The sequence below is a fragment of the Sinomicrobium halophytocola genome (genome assembly GCF_052983395.1).
Genome location: NZ_JBRKIT010000020.1, coordinates 1 through 19,529, shown reverse-complemented (window position 1 = coordinate 19,529; position 19,529 = coordinate 1). Strand labels below are relative to the sequence as shown.

15 protein-coding genes and 1 pseudogene are annotated in these 19,529 nt (G+C 42.5%); 12 read left to right on the top strand and 4 right to left on the bottom strand.

The genetic code is table 11. The features are described from left to right. Window positions 1–326: 326 nt before the first annotated feature. The 3 genes from ACVBDY_RS06670 to ACVBDY_RS06660 all read left to right on the top strand — a co-directional run bounded on the left by ACVBDY_RS06670 (window position 327) and on the right by ACVBDY_RS06660 (window position 2,646). Window positions 327–1,625, top strand: a complete 1,299-nt coding sequence (locus ACVBDY_RS06670) for a Glu/Leu/Phe/Val family dehydrogenase (RefSeq protein WP_447174688.1) — start codon at window positions 327–329, stop codon at window positions 1,623–1,625. A 60-nt stretch (window positions 1,626–1,685) separates the two neighbouring features. Further along, window positions 1,686–2,084: a GreA/GreB family elongation factor gene (locus ACVBDY_RS06665; protein ID WP_447174687.1), complete on the top strand. Its 399-nt coding sequence runs from the start codon at window positions 1,686–1,688 to the stop codon at window positions 2,082–2,084. A gap of 172 nt (window positions 2,085–2,256) precedes the next feature. Continuing rightward, complete coding sequence (locus ACVBDY_RS06660) at window positions 2,257–2,646, top strand: hypothetical protein (RefSeq protein ID WP_447174686.1); 390 nt, start codon at window positions 2,257–2,259, stop codon at window positions 2,644–2,646. Between the two features lie 6 nt (window positions 2,647–2,652). Here the strand turns inward: ACVBDY_RS06660 and ACVBDY_RS06655 are convergent, their stop codons facing one another. Together ACVBDY_RS06655 and ACVBDY_RS06650 are read right to left on the bottom strand one after the other, a co-directional pair. Further along, window positions 2,653–3,075, bottom strand: coding sequence for a hypothetical protein (locus ACVBDY_RS06655; protein ID WP_447174685.1), 423 nt, complete (start codon window positions 3,073–3,075; stop codon window positions 2,653–2,655). Window positions 3,076–3,119: 44 nt separating this feature from the next. Continuing rightward, on the bottom strand, window positions 3,120–4,067 hold the full coding sequence (locus ACVBDY_RS06650) for an NAD-dependent epimerase/dehydratase family protein (RefSeq protein WP_447174684.1): 948 nt from the start codon (window positions 4,065–4,067) through the stop codon (window positions 3,120–3,122). A 129-nt stretch (window positions 4,068–4,196) separates the two neighbouring features. Here ACVBDY_RS06650 and ACVBDY_RS06645 point away from each other — a divergent pair, with 129 nt between their 5' ends. The 3 genes from ACVBDY_RS06645 to ACVBDY_RS06635 all read left to right on the top strand — a co-directional run bounded on the left by ACVBDY_RS06645 (window position 4,197) and on the right by ACVBDY_RS06635 (window position 7,706). Further along, the gene (locus ACVBDY_RS06645) at window positions 4,197–4,772 is read left to right on the top strand and encodes a hypothetical protein (RefSeq protein WP_447174683.1); all 576 of its coding nucleotides are present in this window, start codon (window positions 4,197–4,199) and stop codon (window positions 4,770–4,772) included. Window positions 4,773–4,789: 17 nt separating this feature from the next. Further along, entirely contained in the window at window positions 4,790–5,281 is a 492-nt protein-coding gene (locus ACVBDY_RS06640; RefSeq protein ID WP_447174682.1) for a nuclear transport factor 2 family protein, read from the top strand. Between the two features lie 352 nt (window positions 5,282–5,633). Further along, the gene (locus ACVBDY_RS06635) at window positions 5,634–7,706 is read left to right on the top strand and encodes a M13 family metallopeptidase (protein WP_447174681.1); all 2,073 of its coding nucleotides are present in this window, start codon (window positions 5,634–5,636) and stop codon (window positions 7,704–7,706) included. Window positions 7,707–7,780: 74 nt separating this feature from the next. Here the strand turns inward: ACVBDY_RS06635 and rnhB are convergent, their stop codons facing one another. Beyond that, entirely contained in the window at window positions 7,781–8,377 is a 597-nt protein-coding gene (gene rnhB, locus ACVBDY_RS06630; protein ID WP_447174680.1) for a ribonuclease HII, read from the bottom strand. A 197-nt stretch (window positions 8,378–8,574) separates the two neighbouring features. On the opposite strand from rnhB, the gene ACVBDY_RS06625 reads away from it, so the two are divergent. From ACVBDY_RS06625 to ACVBDY_RS06605, 5 genes are all read left to right on the top strand, one after another. Continuing rightward, window positions 8,575–11,700, top strand: coding sequence for a SusC/RagA family TonB-linked outer membrane protein (locus ACVBDY_RS06625; RefSeq protein WP_447174679.1), 3,126 nt, complete (start codon window positions 8,575–8,577; stop codon window positions 11,698–11,700). A 12-nt stretch (window positions 11,701–11,712) separates the two neighbouring features. Next, window positions 11,713–13,203: a SusD/RagB family nutrient-binding outer membrane lipoprotein gene (locus ACVBDY_RS06620; protein ID WP_447174678.1), complete on the top strand. Its 1,491-nt coding sequence runs from the start codon at window positions 11,713–11,715 to the stop codon at window positions 13,201–13,203. An 11-nt stretch (window positions 13,204–13,214) separates the two neighbouring features. After that, window positions 13,215–14,096 (top strand): hypothetical protein, encoded by an 882-nt coding sequence (locus ACVBDY_RS06615; RefSeq protein WP_447174677.1) that lies wholly within the window; start codon window positions 13,215–13,217, stop codon window positions 14,094–14,096. Between the two features lie 198 nt (window positions 14,097–14,294). Then, window positions 14,295–16,091 (top strand): hypothetical protein, encoded by a 1,797-nt coding sequence (locus tag ACVBDY_RS06610; RefSeq protein WP_447174676.1) that lies wholly within the window; start codon window positions 14,295–14,297, stop codon window positions 16,089–16,091. Beyond that, the gene (locus tag ACVBDY_RS06605; RefSeq protein ID WP_447174675.1) at window positions 16,069–16,488 is read left to right on the top strand and encodes a hypothetical protein; all 420 of its coding nucleotides are present in this window, start codon (window positions 16,069–16,071) and stop codon (window positions 16,486–16,488) included. The genes ACVBDY_RS06610 and ACVBDY_RS06605 overlap by 23 nt, the downstream gene beginning before the upstream one ends. A gap of 135 nt (window positions 16,489–16,623) precedes the next feature. On the opposite strand, the pseudogene ACVBDY_RS06600 reads toward ACVBDY_RS06605, so the two are convergent. Continuing rightward, window positions 16,624–16,826, bottom strand: a pseudogene (locus tag ACVBDY_RS06600) (ribonuclease HII); the annotation flags it as partial. A 520-nt stretch (window positions 16,827–17,346) separates the two neighbouring features. On the opposite strand from ACVBDY_RS06600, the gene ACVBDY_RS06595 reads away from it, so the two are divergent. Continuing rightward, a complete protein-coding gene (locus tag ACVBDY_RS06595; RefSeq protein WP_447174674.1) occupies window positions 17,347–19,299 on the top strand; it encodes a putative porin in 1,953 nt (650 codons plus the stop codon). The last annotated feature ends 230 nt before the right edge of the window (window positions 19,300–19,529 follow it).

The window sequence follows — 19,529 nt, the reverse complement described above, 5'->3', positions numbered from 1 at the left end:
AATATTCCCCGCTCTGCGTTTTCTTCCCAATCTTTGTGTTTTAAGTAATATACTGTTTATTAACGGTTTGTGTTGATGTGTGTATATGGGATCCTTTTACGGCATACCTCTTGCCTTACGGGTAGCAACTTTAACACTAAATAAAATGGAAAAATACGGAAAAAGCATTTGCTCTACCTGCAGGTACCTGGCTACGTGTGTGCTCACCGCGGAAAAGTCTTTGGTGACTTCATGCAGTGAGCATGACCATGTCTTGACACGAAAAAAGGCCGGAAAACTCAGGTATGTTTAACTGATGTATCAATCCATAATTACACACAAACACAATGATAGCACAAGAGGAAAAAGAAAAAAGACAAAAAACAGGGAAACAGGGGATGCTGGAAAATGTCCTGCGGCAATTCAATCACGCATCCGATATGCTCGGCTTAGACCCGGATATACGAAAGATCCTGGGAATCACCAATAATGAACTGGTGGTTCATTTTCCCGTGAAAATGGATAACGGGAATGTAGAGGTTTTTACCGGTTACCGGGTACAACACAATAATGCCCTGGGACCGTACAAAGGCGGACTGCGATACCACCCAACGGTTGACCTTGACGCCGCCCGGGCGCTGGCCATGTGGATGACCTGGAAGACTTCTTTGGCAGGATTGCCTTTCGGAGGCGCCAAAGGCGGGATCCAGATCGATCCTTCACAATACTCGGCAGCGGAACTGGAGCGCATTACCCGGAGGTTCACCTATGCGTTGGGAGACAATATTGGTCCTGAACTCGATATTCCCGCGCCGGATGTCAATACCAATCCGCAAACCATGGCCTGGATACTGGATACCTATATGTCTACAAAATCCCCCAACGAGAGATCCACCAATTTACATGTGGTAACAGGAAAACCGGTTGGAGCCGGAGGGTCCGAAGGAAGAGACAGGGCTACCGGGTATGGAGTGTATTTATGCATAAAGTTTTGGGCTGAGCATAATAATATTGACCTGAAAGGACGAAAATTTATCGTGCAGGGATTTGGTAACGTAGGTTACTGGGCGTCCAGGTTTCTGGAAGAAGAAGGCGCTTTGCTTATCGCGGTGCAGGACGCTTCCGGAAGCATTGTTAACCGCGATGGTATTCCGGTGGAGAAATTATCCGGGTATATGGCCGCTAATAACAATGCCATTGCAGGTTTTCCGAATGCCAAACCTCTGCGTAATGAGGAATTTTTTACGCTGGACTGTGATATATGTATACCAGCTGCCCTGGGTAACCAGATCACAGAGAAGAATGCGGGAGATATAAAAGCGCTGGTTATTGCCGAAGGAGCAAACGGTCCGACGGATGTGGCAGCGGAAAAGATCCTCCTGGAAAGGGGAGTGGCTATAATTCCGGATATCCTTTGTAATTCCGGAGGGGTAATCGGCAGTTATTTCGAATGGTTGCAAAACCGTAACGGAGAGATCTGGCAACTCGAAGAAGTTGTGGAAAAACTCCGGAAGAAGCTCCGGGAGTCTTTTAACCGGGTCATGAAAGTTACCGACGACAAGAAAACAGATATGCGTACAGCCGCTTTTATGATTGCCATCGAACGGCTGGAACAGGCATACAGGCAAAGGGGGATATTTCCGTAGTCTTTCATATCGGAAGATAAGGCCCTTGCCGGAAAAGATGTGATTATTTAACCATATGAGATGAAATACGAAAACCTGATTATTGAAAAGAGAGAGTATGTGTTGTTGAAACAACTGTTGCAATTGTCCGGATATTACAGGGACAATGTTTTTAAGAGTTCGGTAAAACACCTGAGAGATGAACTTCTTTCTGCACGGGTCTGCGATGAAGACCAGATGCCGGACGACGTTATTCGCTTCAATTCTTACGTTTCCGTAACATCCGAAGAGGGCTGGAAGAAACGTTTTCAACTGGTATTGCCTAACGATAGCGATATCAAGAAAGATAAGATTTCCATACTTACGCCTATGGGAGCGGCCGTCATGGGATATGCCGCGGGAGACTCCCTCATGTGGGAGTTCCCGGCCGGCCCGAGGTCTCTTAACATCATGAAAGTAGAACAGGATAAAAATGTATAATGGCTTAAGGCCATGTGTAAAATAAAACCGTACCCCGGGGAAAAGCCCTTTTCTTGCCGCAAAGAGTGAAAAATGGAAAATTCGTATTTGTCCCTGTTGCCCCGTATCAGCGACAGGGAGTGAGTTAAAGCGGAATGCTCCCCGGGTGAACGGTTGTTTAAATTTGAAATCTATGTATTCAAAATCATTTCACGTACACGAAGATGACAGGCTTATCATGAAGAAAAAAGATAAGGCAGAGGTTGGGAATTGGCTGGAACAGCTGGAGTTTATAAGCCGTGAGATAGCATACTTGATGCCGCTGGAAAGCAGGACTCCCGGAAACGATCTGTTGTCCCGCGAACTCTATGCCATACGCAGGGAAAATACATTGCAGATGGCCGCGCTTTGCCGTTATGAGAACAGTATGGTCAACGCCCTGGAATGCGACAATATGGAATGCGATGCTTTTTACCTGAACAACCATGAGAAAAACAGGAATTCCTATATAGGGCATCTCCGAAAATACGAAGCTTTAAAAGCCAGGGTGTTTACCAGGCTCCTGAAGGGCAGGGGAGAATAAACGTCATTATTGTTTGTACGCTTTTTTCCCCGGCTCTATATGGTAGTCAATGGAGTTAAGTGAATGGTCGGGATCGAGGAAATCCAGGATTTTATCTATAAGCTTTCCGAAACCGGAAAGGGTGTCCAGCTGGATATTCTTTCCTATGGCGCTGGAAATGGTCTCGTCCCGGTTGCCGAATTTATATCCTCCCTTCTTTATGAGCAGCAGGTTGAGAATGTGTTGCATGACCACATTGCCGAGCTGGTCGATGGAGATGGCCATTTTCAGTGCGTATTCGCCTATGCCTCTAACCGAATTGCGAACGGCGGTGTGAACAAGGCCATACAACAGCCCTATGGGGCAGGTGGTGATGAACAATACAATAGATATGGCGAAAAGTAATACGCCGATGAGCGGGCGGATCCTTTTCTTTTCTTTAACGATCATTTTTTGCCGGTTTAGGTTAAGTGATTTTAGGGCTTATGGGGCGTTTATACCAGGCTTTGCAGGTTGGATAGCATTTCTGTCGTTATGGTTTTCAGGTCGTACCGGGCTTTCCATCCCCAGTCTTTGCGGGCATTGGAATCGTCAATGCTTTGCGGCCAGGTATCCGCAATTCTCTGGCGGAAATCCGGGGCATAGCTGATCGTGAAATCCGGAATATGTTTCTTTATGGTTGCTGCCATTTCCTCCGGATTAAAGCTGATGGCGGCGAGGTTGTAGGACGATCTTACCCGGATAGATTCCGGATCGGCCTGCATAATGGAGATGGTAGCCTTTATGGCATCTTCCATATACATCATGGGCAGCACAGTGTCTTTACCGAGAAAACATTCATAAGTTCCTTGTTGTAATGCCTTGTGGTAGATTTCAATGGCATAATCTGTGGTTCCCCCTCCGGGACTGGTTTTCCAGCTGATAAGTCCCGGATAGCGTATACTCCTCACGTCGACACCGTAATTTTTGAAGTAATATTCGCACCAGCGCTCCCCGGAAAGCTTGCTGATACCATATACCGTAGCGGGCTCCATTACCGTTTGTTGCGGGGTGTCCTGTTTAGGAGTGGAAGGCCCGAAGACAGCTATCGAACTCGGCCAGAATATTTTTTGGATTTCCTTGTCCCGGGCCAGGTCAAGCACATGAAAAAGGGAATTCATATTCAGGTTCCAGGCTTTATCCGGGTATTTCTCGGCTGTAGCAGAAAGCATGGCGGCCATCAGGTATACATCCGTTATTTTATGTTTTCGTACACATGACGTTATGGCGTTTTTGTCGGTGGCATCGAGAACCTCAAAAGATCCGGACTGCATGAGTTCTTCATTACCTTCGCGGATATCGCTTGCAATAACCTGTTCGTTACCGTATAATTCCCTGAGAGCCAGGGTTAATTCGGAACCTATTTGTCCGCACGCACCTATAATCAGGATTTTCGGAGTCATAAAAATCGAAATTAAGTTTCAGGCCAAAGATAATATTTAGTCAAAAACTTTTGCTTCAAAAAGGATATAAATCCGCGATATGTTTTTCGGATGCCTTATCTTCGTAAAATGTATCCATATACGATGAAAATGACAAGACAATTTTTTTGGGTGTTTGCCGTGTTTATGGTGGTTTCATGTAAAAAGGAAAAGAAGGAAAACAAGGATGCCGGGCAGGAAGAAAAAACGGAACTTCATATAAGCCTTCCGGAATTGAGGGCGTTTGAAGGAGAAAAATCAGAAGAAATAAACGAATGGCCGCAATATGTGGAATTAAATAAGGCCATACGTCAGTTTAGAGAAGAAAAAGGCGGGGATGTGGTGTTGCAGTTGGATGATCTTCTGAAAAAAGAAAAGGAACTTTCGGATGGCGATTTTCCGGATAAATTTGATAATCCATCGGTTCGAAGCAGGCTGAGCGTGGTGAAAACGTACCTGTTGCAGACCCGCATGGAAGCCCCCGATCCTGTCCCCGAAGAATACCTGATGAAGCAAAAACTAAAGATACTGGAAGCATTTAATGACTTCGACCGGCAATTAAGTGTAATGATGAGGGGAAGTATAACCGATGAATTTCTCACTGAGATATCCAATAAGCCCCTGGCGAAAAGAGATTCCTTAAAATTGGACAGTGTGCAGGTGGATAGTACCGGAATAAAAAAATAAAAAAACAGGAGTAAAAAATGGGAAAAATAATAATCGTTCTGGCTGGGATGTTCCTGGTTTGTGGCGTACATGCCCAGAACAAAGACATAAATACGTTGCTGGATGCATGGCATAAAGCCGCGGCAGACGCGGATTTCGACAGGTATTTCGGTTATATGACTACCGATGCGGTATTTATAGGGACGGATGCTACGGAGAACTGGAAAGGAAAAGAATTCCGGGACTTTGCTAGGCCTTATTTTGATCAAGGCAAGACCTGGAACTTTACTGCCCTGGAGCGAAATGTTTATGTCGGGGCAGACGGAACAACGGCATGGTTTGATGAACTTCTGGATACACAGATGAAAATATGCCGGGGTTCGGGTGTGCTGATCAGGCAGGACGGGAAATGGAAAATACGGCATTATGTCCTTTCCATTGCCGTACCCAATGATGATATTCCACAATTGATAGAGATCAAAAAGGATACGGATAACAAGCTGATGGATAGTTTAAGGCGGAAAGGGTAGAGGAAGTCAAAACGTTAATAATGCGGGGCAAACGCATTAAAAAAATATAATTGCGACGTTTAATGGTTACAGGTTCCAAGTTACAGGTTGCATTTATATTTACACTGTACACACCTCCCAACCTGCAACTTGGAACCTGTAACCTGGAACAAAAAAACAATACTTCCAACTCCATCCCAATATATATATCGGGACTCCTCAACCCCGAACGGTAACATGGTTACCGCTTCCGGATTACCAATTACCGCTCCTCTCATATATAATGCGTTTGTCTTGGCTAATAATGTAACAAAAGAGCGTGTAAAATGTTTTTTTATTAACTTGCTGGCGGTTAATCAAAAAAGTATCATAAATGAGAAAAACATATACTAATCGTGTACTCCTGGGGGCTTTGACCCTAGGTCTCGTTGCTTCCTGTAAGCAGGAGAAGAAAGAAGAAACCGCAGAAGTGGAGAAGATTCCGGGTATAAACCTGGAATATATGGATACTACGGTTGCAGCCAAAGATGATTTTTTCCGTTTTGTCAATGGGAAATGGCTGGATTCCACTGAAATTCCGGCCGATAAAACCCGGTGGGGAAGTTTCCTCGAACTTAGGGAAAAGACGAATGGTGATGCCCTGGGAATACTGAAGGAAGCGGTAAACGACAGCACGCTCGATGCCGGTTCCGATCAGGCCAAAGCCGTCTATCTTTACGAGACCATAATGGACATGGACTCGAGAAATTCTCAGGGCGTAGCGCCGCTTAAGCCTTACCTGGAAAAGATAGATGCCATTGGGTCCGTAGAAGAACTTCAGGCTTATCTTCAGGAGATGGAGCCTTACGGAGGTGCAGGTTTCTTCGGTATAAGTGTCCGGGCAGATGCCAAAGACAGCAACAAAAATGTGGCTTATCTCGGGGCAGGGACCCTCGGATTGCCGGATAGGGACTATTATGTAGCGGATGATGCGGATTCCAAAGAAAAAAGGGAAAAGTATAAGACACACATAGCCAGGATGCTCCGGTTCATAGACTACGATGAAGAAACGGCAGCTGAAGAAGCCGAAAGGATACTGGCCTTTGAGACCAGTATGGCCGAACCGCGACTGGATAAAGTAGAACGCAGAAAACCGGAAAACAGGTATAATCCCACTTCCGTAACCGATCTTAAAAAGATGGCTTCCGGGATAAACTGGGATGAATATCTTGTTTCGCTTGACGTTGATGTGGATACCATAATCATCAGCGAAGTAAAATACTTTAAGCAGTTGCCCGGATTTTTAGCGAAAAATAACCTGGAGGACTGGAAAGCATACCTGCGTTGGACGGCCCTGAACCGTGCTGCGGGAAGATTGTCGGAAGAAATAGAAACTGCGGACTGGGAATTCTACGGAAAGACATTACAGGGAACCAAAGAGCAGGAGCCCAGGGATGAAAGAGCTTTACAGATCATCAACCGGGCCATGGGTGAGGCCCTGGGGAAATTGTATGTAGAAAAGAAATTTCCGCCGGAAGCCAAAGCCCAGGCCGAAGAGATGATCGCCAATGTTATTCGGGCATATGAGGCACGCATACAATCATTACCCTGGATGGACGAGGAAACCAAGTCCAAGGCCATTGAAAAGCTCAATAAGACAACCGTAAAAATAGGGTACCCGGATAAGTGGAAGGATTATTCCGAACTGGAAGTCAAAACTGCCGGCGACGGAGGAACTTATATGGAGAATATGCAGAATGTTTCTAACTGGAATTTTAAAAGGAACATAGAAAAGCTGGGACAGCCTGTAGACAAGAGCGAATGGTATATGGCGCCTCAGATCGTGAATGCCTATTTTAATCCTTCTTACAATGAAATCGTATTCCCGGCAGCCATATTGCAGCCTCCGTTCTTTAACTTTACTGCGGACGCAGCCGTGAATTACGGTGGAATAGGAGCGGTTATCGGCCATGAGATATCCCATAGCTTTGATGACCAGGGCGCTAAATATGATGCCGACGGAAACCTGGAAAACTGGTGGACAGATAAGGATCTCGAACAGTTTCAGGGACTTGGGAACGATCTGGCCGAACAATACAGCAGTATAGAAGTACTCCCTGAAGTATTTATAAACGGTAAATTTACCCTTGGTGAAAATATTGGAGACCTCGGTGGTGTAAATGCGGCTTATGACGGACTGCAACTCTATCTGAAGGAGCATGGCAACCCGGGGCCAATAGACGGATATACCCCGGAACAGCGTTTTTTCATGTCCTGGGCAACCGTATGGAGGTCCAAAATAAGGGAGGAAGGATTGAAAAACCAGATTAAAACAGACCCGCACTCTCCCGGACAATACAGGGCCACACAGCCACTTCTTAATGTAGATGTCTTTTATGAAGCATTTGATATAAAAGAAGGAGACGGAATGTACCTGGAACCGGAAAAAAGGGTAAAAATATGGTAACGCACGACCTTTGTTGTGTTAATTGTTAGATCAGAACCCGGTCTCCATGTATAAGGAGTCCGGGTTTTGTCGTTTTACAGGTCCAGTTTAAGCTGCTCGGGCAGCAGGCGAAAGCTTTTCCGGTGATACCTGGTTATCCCGTATTTCCGGATTGCTTCCCGGTGTTCTTTAGTGGGGTAACCTTTGTTTTTCTTCCAGTTATACATAGGGAATTCCTCATGGATTTTATCCATATAAGCATCCCGGTAAGTTTTGGCCAGTACGGATGCTGCCGCAATGCTCATATATTTGCTATCTCCTTTAATAATACACTCATGCGGAATTTTTCCGTAAGGCTTAAAACGGTTGCCGTCTACAAGGATAAATTCCGGAACAACCGAAAGTTGTTCAATAGCCCGGTGCATTCCCGTTATGGACGCATTGAGAATATTGATCTCGTCTATTTCCTCTTCAAAAACATGGCAAACGCCATAGCATAGGGCCTGTTGCTCCAGGATAGGCCTGAGTAAGTCCCTGCGAAGGACAGATAACTGTTTGGAGTCATTCAGAATATCATTGGTAAAAGTCTCCGGCAATATTACCGCTGCGGCAGTTACCGGTCCCGCAAGGCATCCTCGTCCTGCCTCGTCAGTTCCTGCCTCGAGTATTGTATGCAGATAGTTGTTTAACATATTTTTTTAGTTTTATTAACATGGTCTTAATGTGTGTAATGCATTGTTATGCAGTATTTTGATTATTATTTTTTTTTATTTTTCTCTTTGATCAGACTTTTTATGTTATATTATTAACATTTGCTTTTGTTAATTTTTTACTGTTTTTAAATATATTTTAAGATATTTGCTATTAAGCTAAATCAAATATATGTAATATGAGATCAAAAATTACTCAGATTTTGACGCTTTTATTGGCGTTCATTGTACAGTTCTCCTTTGCGCAGGAGAAAACAGTTACGGGTAATGTCACAGACGAAGACCAAGGGATGCCATTACCAGGAGTGAATATTGTAGTTAAAGGTACAAGTACCGGAACTCAAACCGATTTTGACGGAAACTACAGTATTACTGCCAGTGAAGGACAGGTATTGGTGTTTACCTATATAGGTATGGCCCCTGTAGAAAAGACCGTCGGGCCCTCTTTGACTATTAATGTGCAGATGAAAGAAGATGCACAGGCCCTGGAAGAGGTGGTAGTGACAGCAGTGGGTATAGAAAGGAAGCCGCGAGAACTTTCCTATTCCGTATCTTCCGTAAAAAGCGAAGAGCTGACCCAAACCAAGGCAGTGAATGCTGCAACAGCTATGGTGGGGAAAGTTTCCGGATTACAAATCAACACTGTTAATAATGGTGTGAACCCCGGTACCAGGGTTGTTTTACGTGGTAACAGATCGTTACTTAATAACAACGAAGCCCTTATCGTGATAGATGGTTTCCCTTCGGAAAGAGGGGTGCTGGACCGTATCAATCCCAACGATATAGAGAGTGTCAATGTGCTTAAAGGAGCCAATGCCTCAGCTTTGTACGGTTCTGAAGCTGCTAACGGGGTACTTATTATAACCACAAAAAAAGGTAGGGGCAAGCTTAATGTAACCTATACCACATCCTATCAGCACGAAACCGTGGCTTATATGCCTAAACTTCAGGACCAGTTCGGAGCCGGAGGATTTCCCGACGGGACCTTATACCCGCTGGAAAACGTGAACTGGGGCCCCAGGTATGATGGCAGGCTTGTAGATGCCAGTGAAACTCTCGATGATGGCAGAGTTTGGCAGGTACCTTTTACCCCGATTAAGGACAATCACAGGAAATTCTTCGATACAGGTGTAACCATGAGGCACGGAATTACCTTAAGCGGGGGAGATGATAATAGTGATTTTCTTCTTTCTTTGGACCAGACCAATGTAGAAGGTGTTGTGCCCAATGATGCCTACAACAGAACTAATGCCCGATTAAAGGCATCTAGAAAATACGGCAAGCTGGAAGTAGGAGGGAATTTATCCTTTTTCCGGTCACATGCCAATGTGGTTGCCGAAGAAGCAGGTCGTCAGGGCAGACCGTTGTATTGGAATATCCTGAATACGCCTTTGCACATTCCGCTTTCGGAGATGAAAAACTGGAGAACAGGTGAGTTTACCAGGAACGAAGTGTCTTACTATCGTTTTTATGAAAACCCCTATTTTATCATAGATACACAAAGAGACAAAACAGACCGTTATGAATTTAACCTGCTTACAAATGCAAAGTACGAGTTTAACGATTGGATTACTGCTGCCGTAAGGATAGGATATACCGGTAGTTCCAGGACGTTTAAAAGGGAATTGGGGCCTTATACTTATGCCTTTCATTTGGAACATACCTATTCTGAAATGGATGAGTATGGGGCAAGCACAGAAGATGAATCGACCTCTAATACCAGATTTAACAGCGATTTCCTCCTGATGTTCAATAGGGATTTGTCAGAAGACTTTTCAGCCAGCCTGACACTGGGGCATAATGTGAGGATAACCACAGAAAAAGGAATGGGACTTAGCGGTCAGAATTTATTCATCCCCGATTTTTATAATGTCTCTACCCGGACGGGAGATTTAACAGGTTTTGAAGAAACTTTTAACTACAGAAAAGTAGGGGTGTACGGAGACCTGACTATAGGGTTCAGGGACTTTTTATACTTAAACCTTACCGGTAGGAATGACTGGTCTTCAACATTGATAAAAGATAAGCGATCATACTTTTACCCAGGTGGAGGTATTTCATTTATAGCATCGGACGCATTTCCCGGAATTGTAGGCGAAAAAGGCATAAGTTACTTAAAGGCCAGCTTTAATATTACCAAATCCGGGAACGATGCACGGATCTATGCGAACAATACTCCTTTTGTGGTCCCGAATGATAATAATGAGGGATATGATGATAATTCTCCTTATACTTTCCCTTACGGTTCTACTGTAGGCTTGTCTTTGTCAAACCGGGAAGCCGATGCTAACCTGAAACCCGAATTTACGACGTCTATCGAAGCCGGCCTGGAGTTTGGCATGTTCAGGAACAGGTTAACAGGTAATATTACTTTGTATAAGACCAATACTACCGACCAGATCATACCCGTGAATGTTTCTGTAACCTCAGGAGCATCCAGCCGACTCATAAACATAGGTGAAATTGAAAACAAGGGTATAGAGGTAGATTTAAATGGTACAGTTCTCAGGTCGGAAGATTTTAGCTGGGACCTGGGAGTGAACTATTCCGGGTATGATTCTGAGGTGCTCTCGTTGATAGAAGGAGTTGATGAGCTGGATGTCGGAGGTTTTGCAGCTGCAGGTATTGTTGCAAAAGTAGGAGAGCCTTATCCTCTAATAAGGACTACGGCTTATGAAAGAGACCCTCAGGGAAGGGTAATAGTCGGGGAAAATGGTGACCCTGTCCAGTCCAGCGAGTTAAAGACACAGGGCAAAACCACTCCGGATTATCTTATAGGTTTGAATACGACTATCCGCTATAAGAATTTTAGTTTATATGCAGTTGCAGATTACAGGACGGGACATGTTTTCTATAATAATATGGTCGATGCCCTGGAATTTACCGGGTTAACCCAGCATAGTGTTACTTCGAACAGGCAGCCGTTTGTATTCCCAAATTCATCATATTCGGACGGAAACGGAGGGTACGTTGTTAATACGAATCGCCCAACATCCGGAGGAGGAAATGCATTTTGGGATAAATATAATGATGTAAAGGAGAACTACGTTACGGATGCTACAACTCTGAAGATCAGGGAAATTGCACTGAACTATTCTTTCGGTAAGGATTTGCTGGGCAAAATAGGGTTGCAGGACCTCTCTCTGGGTATATATGGCAGGAATCTTTTTACTTTCAGGCCAAAAGATAATGTCTATACCGATCCTGAATTTAACTTTACAACAGGAAATGCAATAGGTATAGGTACCCAGACCCAAACACCGCCTACCAGGCAGTATGGTGTAACTCTGACTGCTAAATTCTAAAAAAAATAGATTATGAAGACAAAAAATATATTAAAACCCACTACACTATTGTTATCTTTTTTGATGATCTTAGTAAGCTGCAGTGATGATTTCTTTGATGTCAACGAAAACCCGAATAATCCGTCAATATCGACACCCAGCCTGACCTTGCCTGTTGCACAACAGGAACTGGCCCAGTTAAATGCTACAACCATGATGTATATGGGACAGTTTTTTGTGTATAACTGGACAACACCATCTAACTGGTCGGCCAATCAGGACCTTATCAGGTATAATATAACCTCTTCTTTTAATACCGCTATTTTTGAAAGGTCATATCTCTATCTTTTTAAAAACCTTACCTATATAGAGAATTATGAGGACGAGAGTGGGTCGGTAGATTATAGTGCCTATAAAGCGATTTCTTATATCCTCAAGGGGTTCCAGTATCAATACATCGTGGATATATATGGAGATGCCCCTTATACCGAAGCCAATCAAAGAGGCGAGAATACTACGCCAAAGTACGATGATGCGGAAGCTATATATAAGGAAGTTATTGATAAATTAACTGAGGCTGTCAATATAGTACAGAACCTCCCTGTTAACGCTGAAGACCCGGAGTCACAAGACATTATTTTCGAAGGGGATATGGCCAAATGGGCGCAATTTGCCAATACCATTAAACTGAGAATGCTGATCCGTCTTAGTAATACGGGTCAGGACCAGTATATCAAAGACCAGATAGCGCTAATTGATGCTAACGGGGCCGGTTATATAACTTCTGATGTTACGGCCAACCCGGGATATAGTGATAACGAAGAAAAGCAAAGCCCTTTTTACGGGTACTTTATCAATGTTTCAACCGGACTTGACAGGGATAGAAGGGATTTTACGGCAGCTACCGATTATGTCCTTGAATATTTGATGGATACGAATGATGAACGTTACACGGCTTTATATGCCGAAGCGGCCAATGGCGGTTATAAGGGGGCAGAGCAATCTACGATTTTACCGGGAACCGGCTTTACTTCCAACGACCTGTCTAAAGTAGGTTCAGGCCTGCTAAAAGACCCTGAGCAGGACCAGCCTATAATGCTGCTTTCCGAAAGCCTGTTCCTGCAGGCCGAAGCAGTTGTAAGAGGGTATATTTCAGGAGGCGATGCCGAAGCGGAAGCCTTGTATAATGAAGCTATAGAAGAATCATTTGGGTATTTGGAAGTTGAAGACGCTCAAAGTTATTATAGCCAACCTATTGAAAATGTATCATGGGCTTCATCTCCCGATAAAATAGAGGCGATCATAACCCAAAAATGGATCGCTTTAAACGGGACCTCTTCCATAGAATCCTGGATCGAACTTACAAGGACCGGTTTCCCCCAGGGGTTGCCTGTTCCGGCGGAGTCCCCTGGGACCCGCCCCGTAAGGCTGTTATACCCGGCCTCCGAGTTGGCCAGGAACAGTAATAATGTTCCCAAACAAACGGTTCAGGATGCTTTTACACAAAATCCATTTTGGAAATAAAAAATACGACTATGAAGCATAATATATTAATCAAAATAAAATCGATTAGTTTTCTTCTTCTCATTAGCTTTTCATTGAATTCCTGTTTATTGGACGACGATGTTACGGACTTTGGTGAAGGAGTTAATTTAGTAGGGTTCTCTAGCGAAGCAGTAACTGTTAAGGCAGAGGCAAATGGAGAAGAAGTTCCGGGACAAATTCCGGTTAGGATTATTGGCCCGTCTGTGAACACCCTTAATGGTGATGTGACTGTAACGGTTAGTGTAGACCCCAGTTCCACTGCAAAAGAAGGGGTGAATTACAGGCTTGATTCCAATACTGTTACGCTATCACCTGACGGTTCCGATGTTTTTGAAGGAGTGTTGCCCGTAACCATAATCACGGATGGAGTTGAAACTCCGGTTGATGAAGCGCCTATTCTTAATTTAACTGTTACAGATGTTTCTTCTGATAGTGATTTGGTTATTAATGGGAAAACGAGTAACGTATCGGCGACTATTGCATACACATGTCCATTTGATATTAATGATTATGCAGGAACATACCTTGCTACGGAGGATGAATTTGGTATTTATATAAGTGAACCGAAACCGTTTGAAGTGATCGTCGGGCCAGGGGAAAATCAGATCACATTGGTGGATGTTGCTGCTCATCCTGAAAAATATGATGTGATAATTGATGTTGATCCTGAAACAGGGGATTTAACTGTCCCTAAACAACCTGCATTAAACACCAATAACATAGGGTATACATATGGAGAATTAAGATGGGAAGGAAGTGGGAGCAGTGCTCCTTCACCCGGACACTGTTCAGGGGTGCTGGATTTGACTTCCGCATATACAGTAAATGCCGGCTCGTTTGGCGAGTTTAGGATTGTATTTGAAAAACAGTAATTTTTTCTGAATAGTGAAATAACTATTATTATAGTTCATATGGGCAGGCACCTCTGGAAATTTTGTTCCTTGATGAGAATGGATAAACGCTGCAAGAAAAGGTAAACATTGCAATTTAAACCATCCGAAACTAGAAATAAATTTTTAGAGGTGCCTTTGCTTTACAGATAATCTTAGAAATTAATAATCCTCATAACTATGAAGCAAATTTACTATGGATCTAATCATTTTTATCGTATTTATATAACAATCTTTGCAATTTGCATATCCCTTTCCGGGTGTGAAGAAGATTTTATCCCCGCAGCACAGGAGGTTGAGCCCCAGCAACAACAGGAAGAGGGTAAAGCCATAGAAGACATCACTTTTTATGAGTTCCGGGACGAAGAACTTTTATCGAAAACCTTCGGGGAACTTGAAAGAAAAGAAAGACTCGCCGGAAAATCAAATCAAGGACTGTATAACTTTACAGTAGATTCTTCCAGGATAAGAAGAGTGATCCGGGATGGACATTCTTACTACACATTTTCGGTACGGAGGAATACTTCAAATGCAGATGCCATTGAAAATCTGGTGCTATACCGGGATAAAGACAACAATCCGAAAGCATTTCTTTTAAGATATCCCGTGACCGGGCCCCTGAAAAAGGTAGAAGGACACAATTCCATTGTTTATGAGGGCGCACCTGAGCTCCTTCCTTTGTTAAACACGGATACGAAGAAAAAAGGAGATACAGCTGCAAGGATATCGCAAATTACTTATGTGCTTTTCGTAACTTATTGTACTTGGGGAGAAAATGGAACTCATATGGCGGGGCCAGCGTGTAAAGCAGCGGGTGACGGACGTACCTTTACCGTTACCTACACTTACCAGGTTAGTATTGACAGTGGCAGTGGAGGAGGTATTCCCACAACATGGTATAGCGGGAGCAGCAGCGGAGGCGGAGGCGGAAGCGGGGATCTCGATCAGGAAGACGGTATTGTCACGGCTCCCAATATTGATGAGATGGATATGCATCTCTGGGATTTGAAAAATTTTGAAAGTGATAAATTAAACAGTAAAGAAAGGACGTATTATCACTCTGATATTAACATAAAAAATAATATTGATCGATATCTGATTGAAAGGGGTTTTTCCGGTATGTCTATGTTTGAGGCTAAAAATGCGTTAAACTTTGGTAGTATATTGTCTCTTGATTACAAGATATTTAATTGGGGGTTTAACAACAATAATAAGATTTTTGAAGAGACAGGGCTTTATTTGGTGAAAAATGATTATAGTGAAGAATCTATGGCCTTTGCCTTAATTGGCCTGATTACTTCCAAATTCGGAGGAGATGTGGATTGGGATGATCGAATTATAAATAGTCTTACAGGAAAAGCTAAATGTGTATATGAGAAAATGAAAGATAATAATGGGAGCATTAATTGGATATTGGAGAATTTTGAAGATGATGATAAACCATCCCAGTTTAATTTGGTTTTTGAAATGTCCGATACTTTAGGTTTCGAAACTAATGCTTCATTTGCTACTCCTGAACAAAGTGAAATCCTCAATACTTTCGTTATCAAGTTGAACAAAGATAGAACGGAAGAGATTAATACTACACTTACCATCGCCAGAACTATTCTCCATGAATCAATTCATGCCAGACTTTGGGAATTTGCTTATAGAAATGGAAAAACTATTAGCCCGGAGGATTTTCCTGGAGTTTATGAATATATGAGAACATATAATAAAAACTGGGATCATCAACAAATGGCTGATCATTACAGAGCTACCATAACCAAAGGTTTAAAACAATATGACAATGCGCAACATAGTGATGCGTTTTATAATGCTTTGGCCTGGGAAGGCCTGGCTGAAATAAAAGATAGAAATGGAAACAATTCCATGATCTATACTGAGGCATGGAAAGGATTGTCTCTGAGTGAGCAACAAGAGGTTTTACAAACTATTGCAAACGAAAAACAAAATGGAAGTAAAACATGTAATTAAGTTACTATTGGTTTTTATGTTACTGCCTCTTGCCGAAGGGGTTAGCCAGGAAAAATATTTACAGTATAGTCCTCAAAAAGATTCTATTATATGGAAAGGGACTAAGCAATTTTATAAAATTGATAACAACTTATTTGATGTCAGCAGGTATGATCAAATCGATACGATCACGTCTGAGCGAATACGAAAAATTCAGTTTATTTCTGTGAATGATCTATGGAAAGAAGGGCAAAGAAAAACAGATAGTGTGATTAACAATTTAAAAGATAATGAACCAATCACCTTAAATAAAACCGGAATTGAAACTAATAACCATGTTTTAAAAACCATATATATAATTGATAAATTATCTGATTGTAAATACAAGCGTACTCGTGTTTGGTGGATAGATTATTGATCCAAACGAAAAGAGCCCTTATCAAGCAATCATATAATTGCCATTGCCTTTAGTGTTTTTTGATTTTCAGTTCTGCCACCCTGTAAAAAAAATGTTTGTTTATGGGAGTGGCATCTTCCTTTTGAGAATTGTTTTTCAGAACTCCAATTTCAACAGCTCCGGCAATAACCGGAAACTCTTTCTGTGATATTTGGTGACCCCGTATTTCCTGATGGCCCCACGGTGCTCTTTGGAGGGGTAGCCCCTGTTCTTTTTCCGGTTGTACATCGGGTATTCTTCATGGATCTTTTCGCATAGGCATCGCGGTAGGTCTTGGTCAGTACAGATGCTGCGGGAATAAACGACGGATTATTTTAAATAAAATCTACCACGCTATACCTTTAATTTCTATACAACGCTCTGTGTAACTTTGTACCTGCTTTGTGAACCTTTGTGATAAAATACAGCCTGTTGCATGAAAAGCCACAAAGCGATGTCCTGAATCAAGCCGAAGGGATCACAAAATTTTTCACAAAGGTCACTAGGTTAGGAGCTTTTTTGGAGTGTTTATCCATTTTAAGCACGTATTGATGTTTAAAACATTTATGTAAGGTTTTATATAAAAAGCATCTATGTGTATAACTCAGAAAATCTATTTCCGGGAAGAACATATTTAAAGTCGCCGGGATAAAAATTGCGGCGGCTTTTTTACATCTGTAAATCCGGGATCAGGTTTAACCTTTTTTTAGTTTCCTAAATAACTTCCTTATTCTTCCAAAAAATATACCTTTGCCTTTATGCACTGCTGTAGTTTTGCAGGTGCGATATAAGAACATGGTTAAACAGGCGTTATTCTGTACATTAAGGAACCCGTTTTCAATGAAGCATATTTTTTTCGTATATATCCTGATGCTTTTCGGCCTGGTGGTTAGAGGACAGGAAGAAAAAACTCCGGGGAGAGAAAAGGATACCGTTTCCCGTTCGCTGAGGTCAACACCAAAGTCTCCCGGGGATACCTTACCGTCTATAACAGACTACAAAATCATTTCGTACAGAAGAGATACTACATATCTGGATACTTCATTGACCATTCAAAAGGAGTACAGGTATAATTATCTGAGAAAAGATAATTTCGAACTTCTCCCTTTTTCCAGTGTCGGGCAGACCTATAATTCATTGGCGCGTAACTTCAGGACAACCGGTCTGTATCCGCAACTCGGTGCCCGCTCCAAGCATTTTAATTATATGGAGGCCGAAGAGATAAGCTATTACAGTGTACCTACTCCTACTACCGACCTGTTTTTTAAGACGACGATGGAACAGGGGCAGTTGCTCGATGCTTTTATTACCATGAATACATCCAGGAGATTTAACCTTTCTATTGCCTATAAAGGTTTGCGTTCTTTAGGGAAATATCAACACATACTGTCCAGTACGGGAAATTTTCGTCTTACGGCCAATTATACCACAGAAGATGAAAAATACAGGATGAGGGTGCACTTCACCTCCCAGGATATTTTGAACCAGGAGAACGGCGGAATTTCTAACAGGGACCAATTTGAGACCGGCGATCCTGAGTTTACCGATCGGGCACGAATGGCCGTTTTTTTTGAAGATGCGGAAAACCTCCTGATAGGGAAACGTTACTTTCTGGATCACGAATATTTTTTAGTTCGTCCCGGACAAGCCTTTTCCAAATTGTCATTTGGCCATGAGTTTCAGTATGAGACAAAACTTTATAAGTTTCTTCAGGGTGCTGCGGAGGAAGATTATTTCGGAAATGCTTACCAAACATCCGATATTGAAGACCGGGCAAAGCTGAAGACGATGTACAACCGCTTAAGCCTTAATTATGGAGACCGGATTTTCGGCGATCTGAAATTTAAGGCAAGTCTGTACAATTATAATTATTATTTTAAAACCATATTGTACACCGCAGACGATATCATAGGCAATCAGTTGAAAGGAAATGAAATTGCCATAGGTGGAGAATGGGCAAAGACCATAGGAAGAGTCAACCTGAACGCGGACCTGGAAGTAAATATGGTAGGGAACCTGAGTGGTAATATCTTTAATGGAAACGCCTCTTATGATATTAATGACGACCTGAGGCTTTCCGGGTTTATTTCTTCCGTGGGCCGTATGCCTAATTTCAATTTCCTACTCTATATGAGTCAGTACCAAAACTACAATTGGCAGAACGATAATGATTTTGGTACGGAAAAGGTTTATACACTCGGAGGAACGCTGAAGTCAAAGAAATGGGGAAGCGTCACGGCCAGTTATTCCACTATAGACAATTATACCTATTTCCATGAAACTGCCGATGCCGAAGCACAACCGAATATGATACTTACGAGACCTGTGCAATATGGCGGGACGGTAAATTATCTCAAAATAAAAGGGGAGAATGAATTCCGGTTCGGAAAATTTGCTTTACATAATACTATAATGTACCAGAACGTGACGCAGGATGATCCGGTGATGAATACTCCTGAACTCATTACCAGGAATACCTTGTATTATTCTAATCACGTATTTAAAAAGGCGATGTTCCTGCAAACGGGGATCACCTTTAAATATTTTACCGAATATTATGCCGATGGATACAATCCGTTGTTAGGTGAATTTTATACACAAACCCGGGAAAAAATAGGAGGCTTTCCCTTGTTGGACTTTTTTATTAATGCCCGTGTGCGGCAAACCCGGATATATTTAAAAGCTGAACACTTTAATTCTTCCGTAAGCGGGTATGATTATTATTCCGCACCAAATTATCCTTATCGCGATTTTATAGTGCGTTTTGGGTTGGTTTGGAATTTCTTCAAATAGATTTTTGAACTTGAATAAGATGAAAATTAAAAGGATTCGGGAATTCCGAATCCGTTTTTTGTTTCCTAACTACTTCATCTTCACTGTGGCTATAAAAAAGGGATAAAAAGGTTTAAAAATATTTGGATTTGGAGTGGAAGGGGTTTTATATTTGCAGCCGCTTTTGGGGGTAGGGTGTGCGGATAGATAAGCGGAAAAAGTTCTTTTAAAAAATGTTGTAAAAAGTTTGT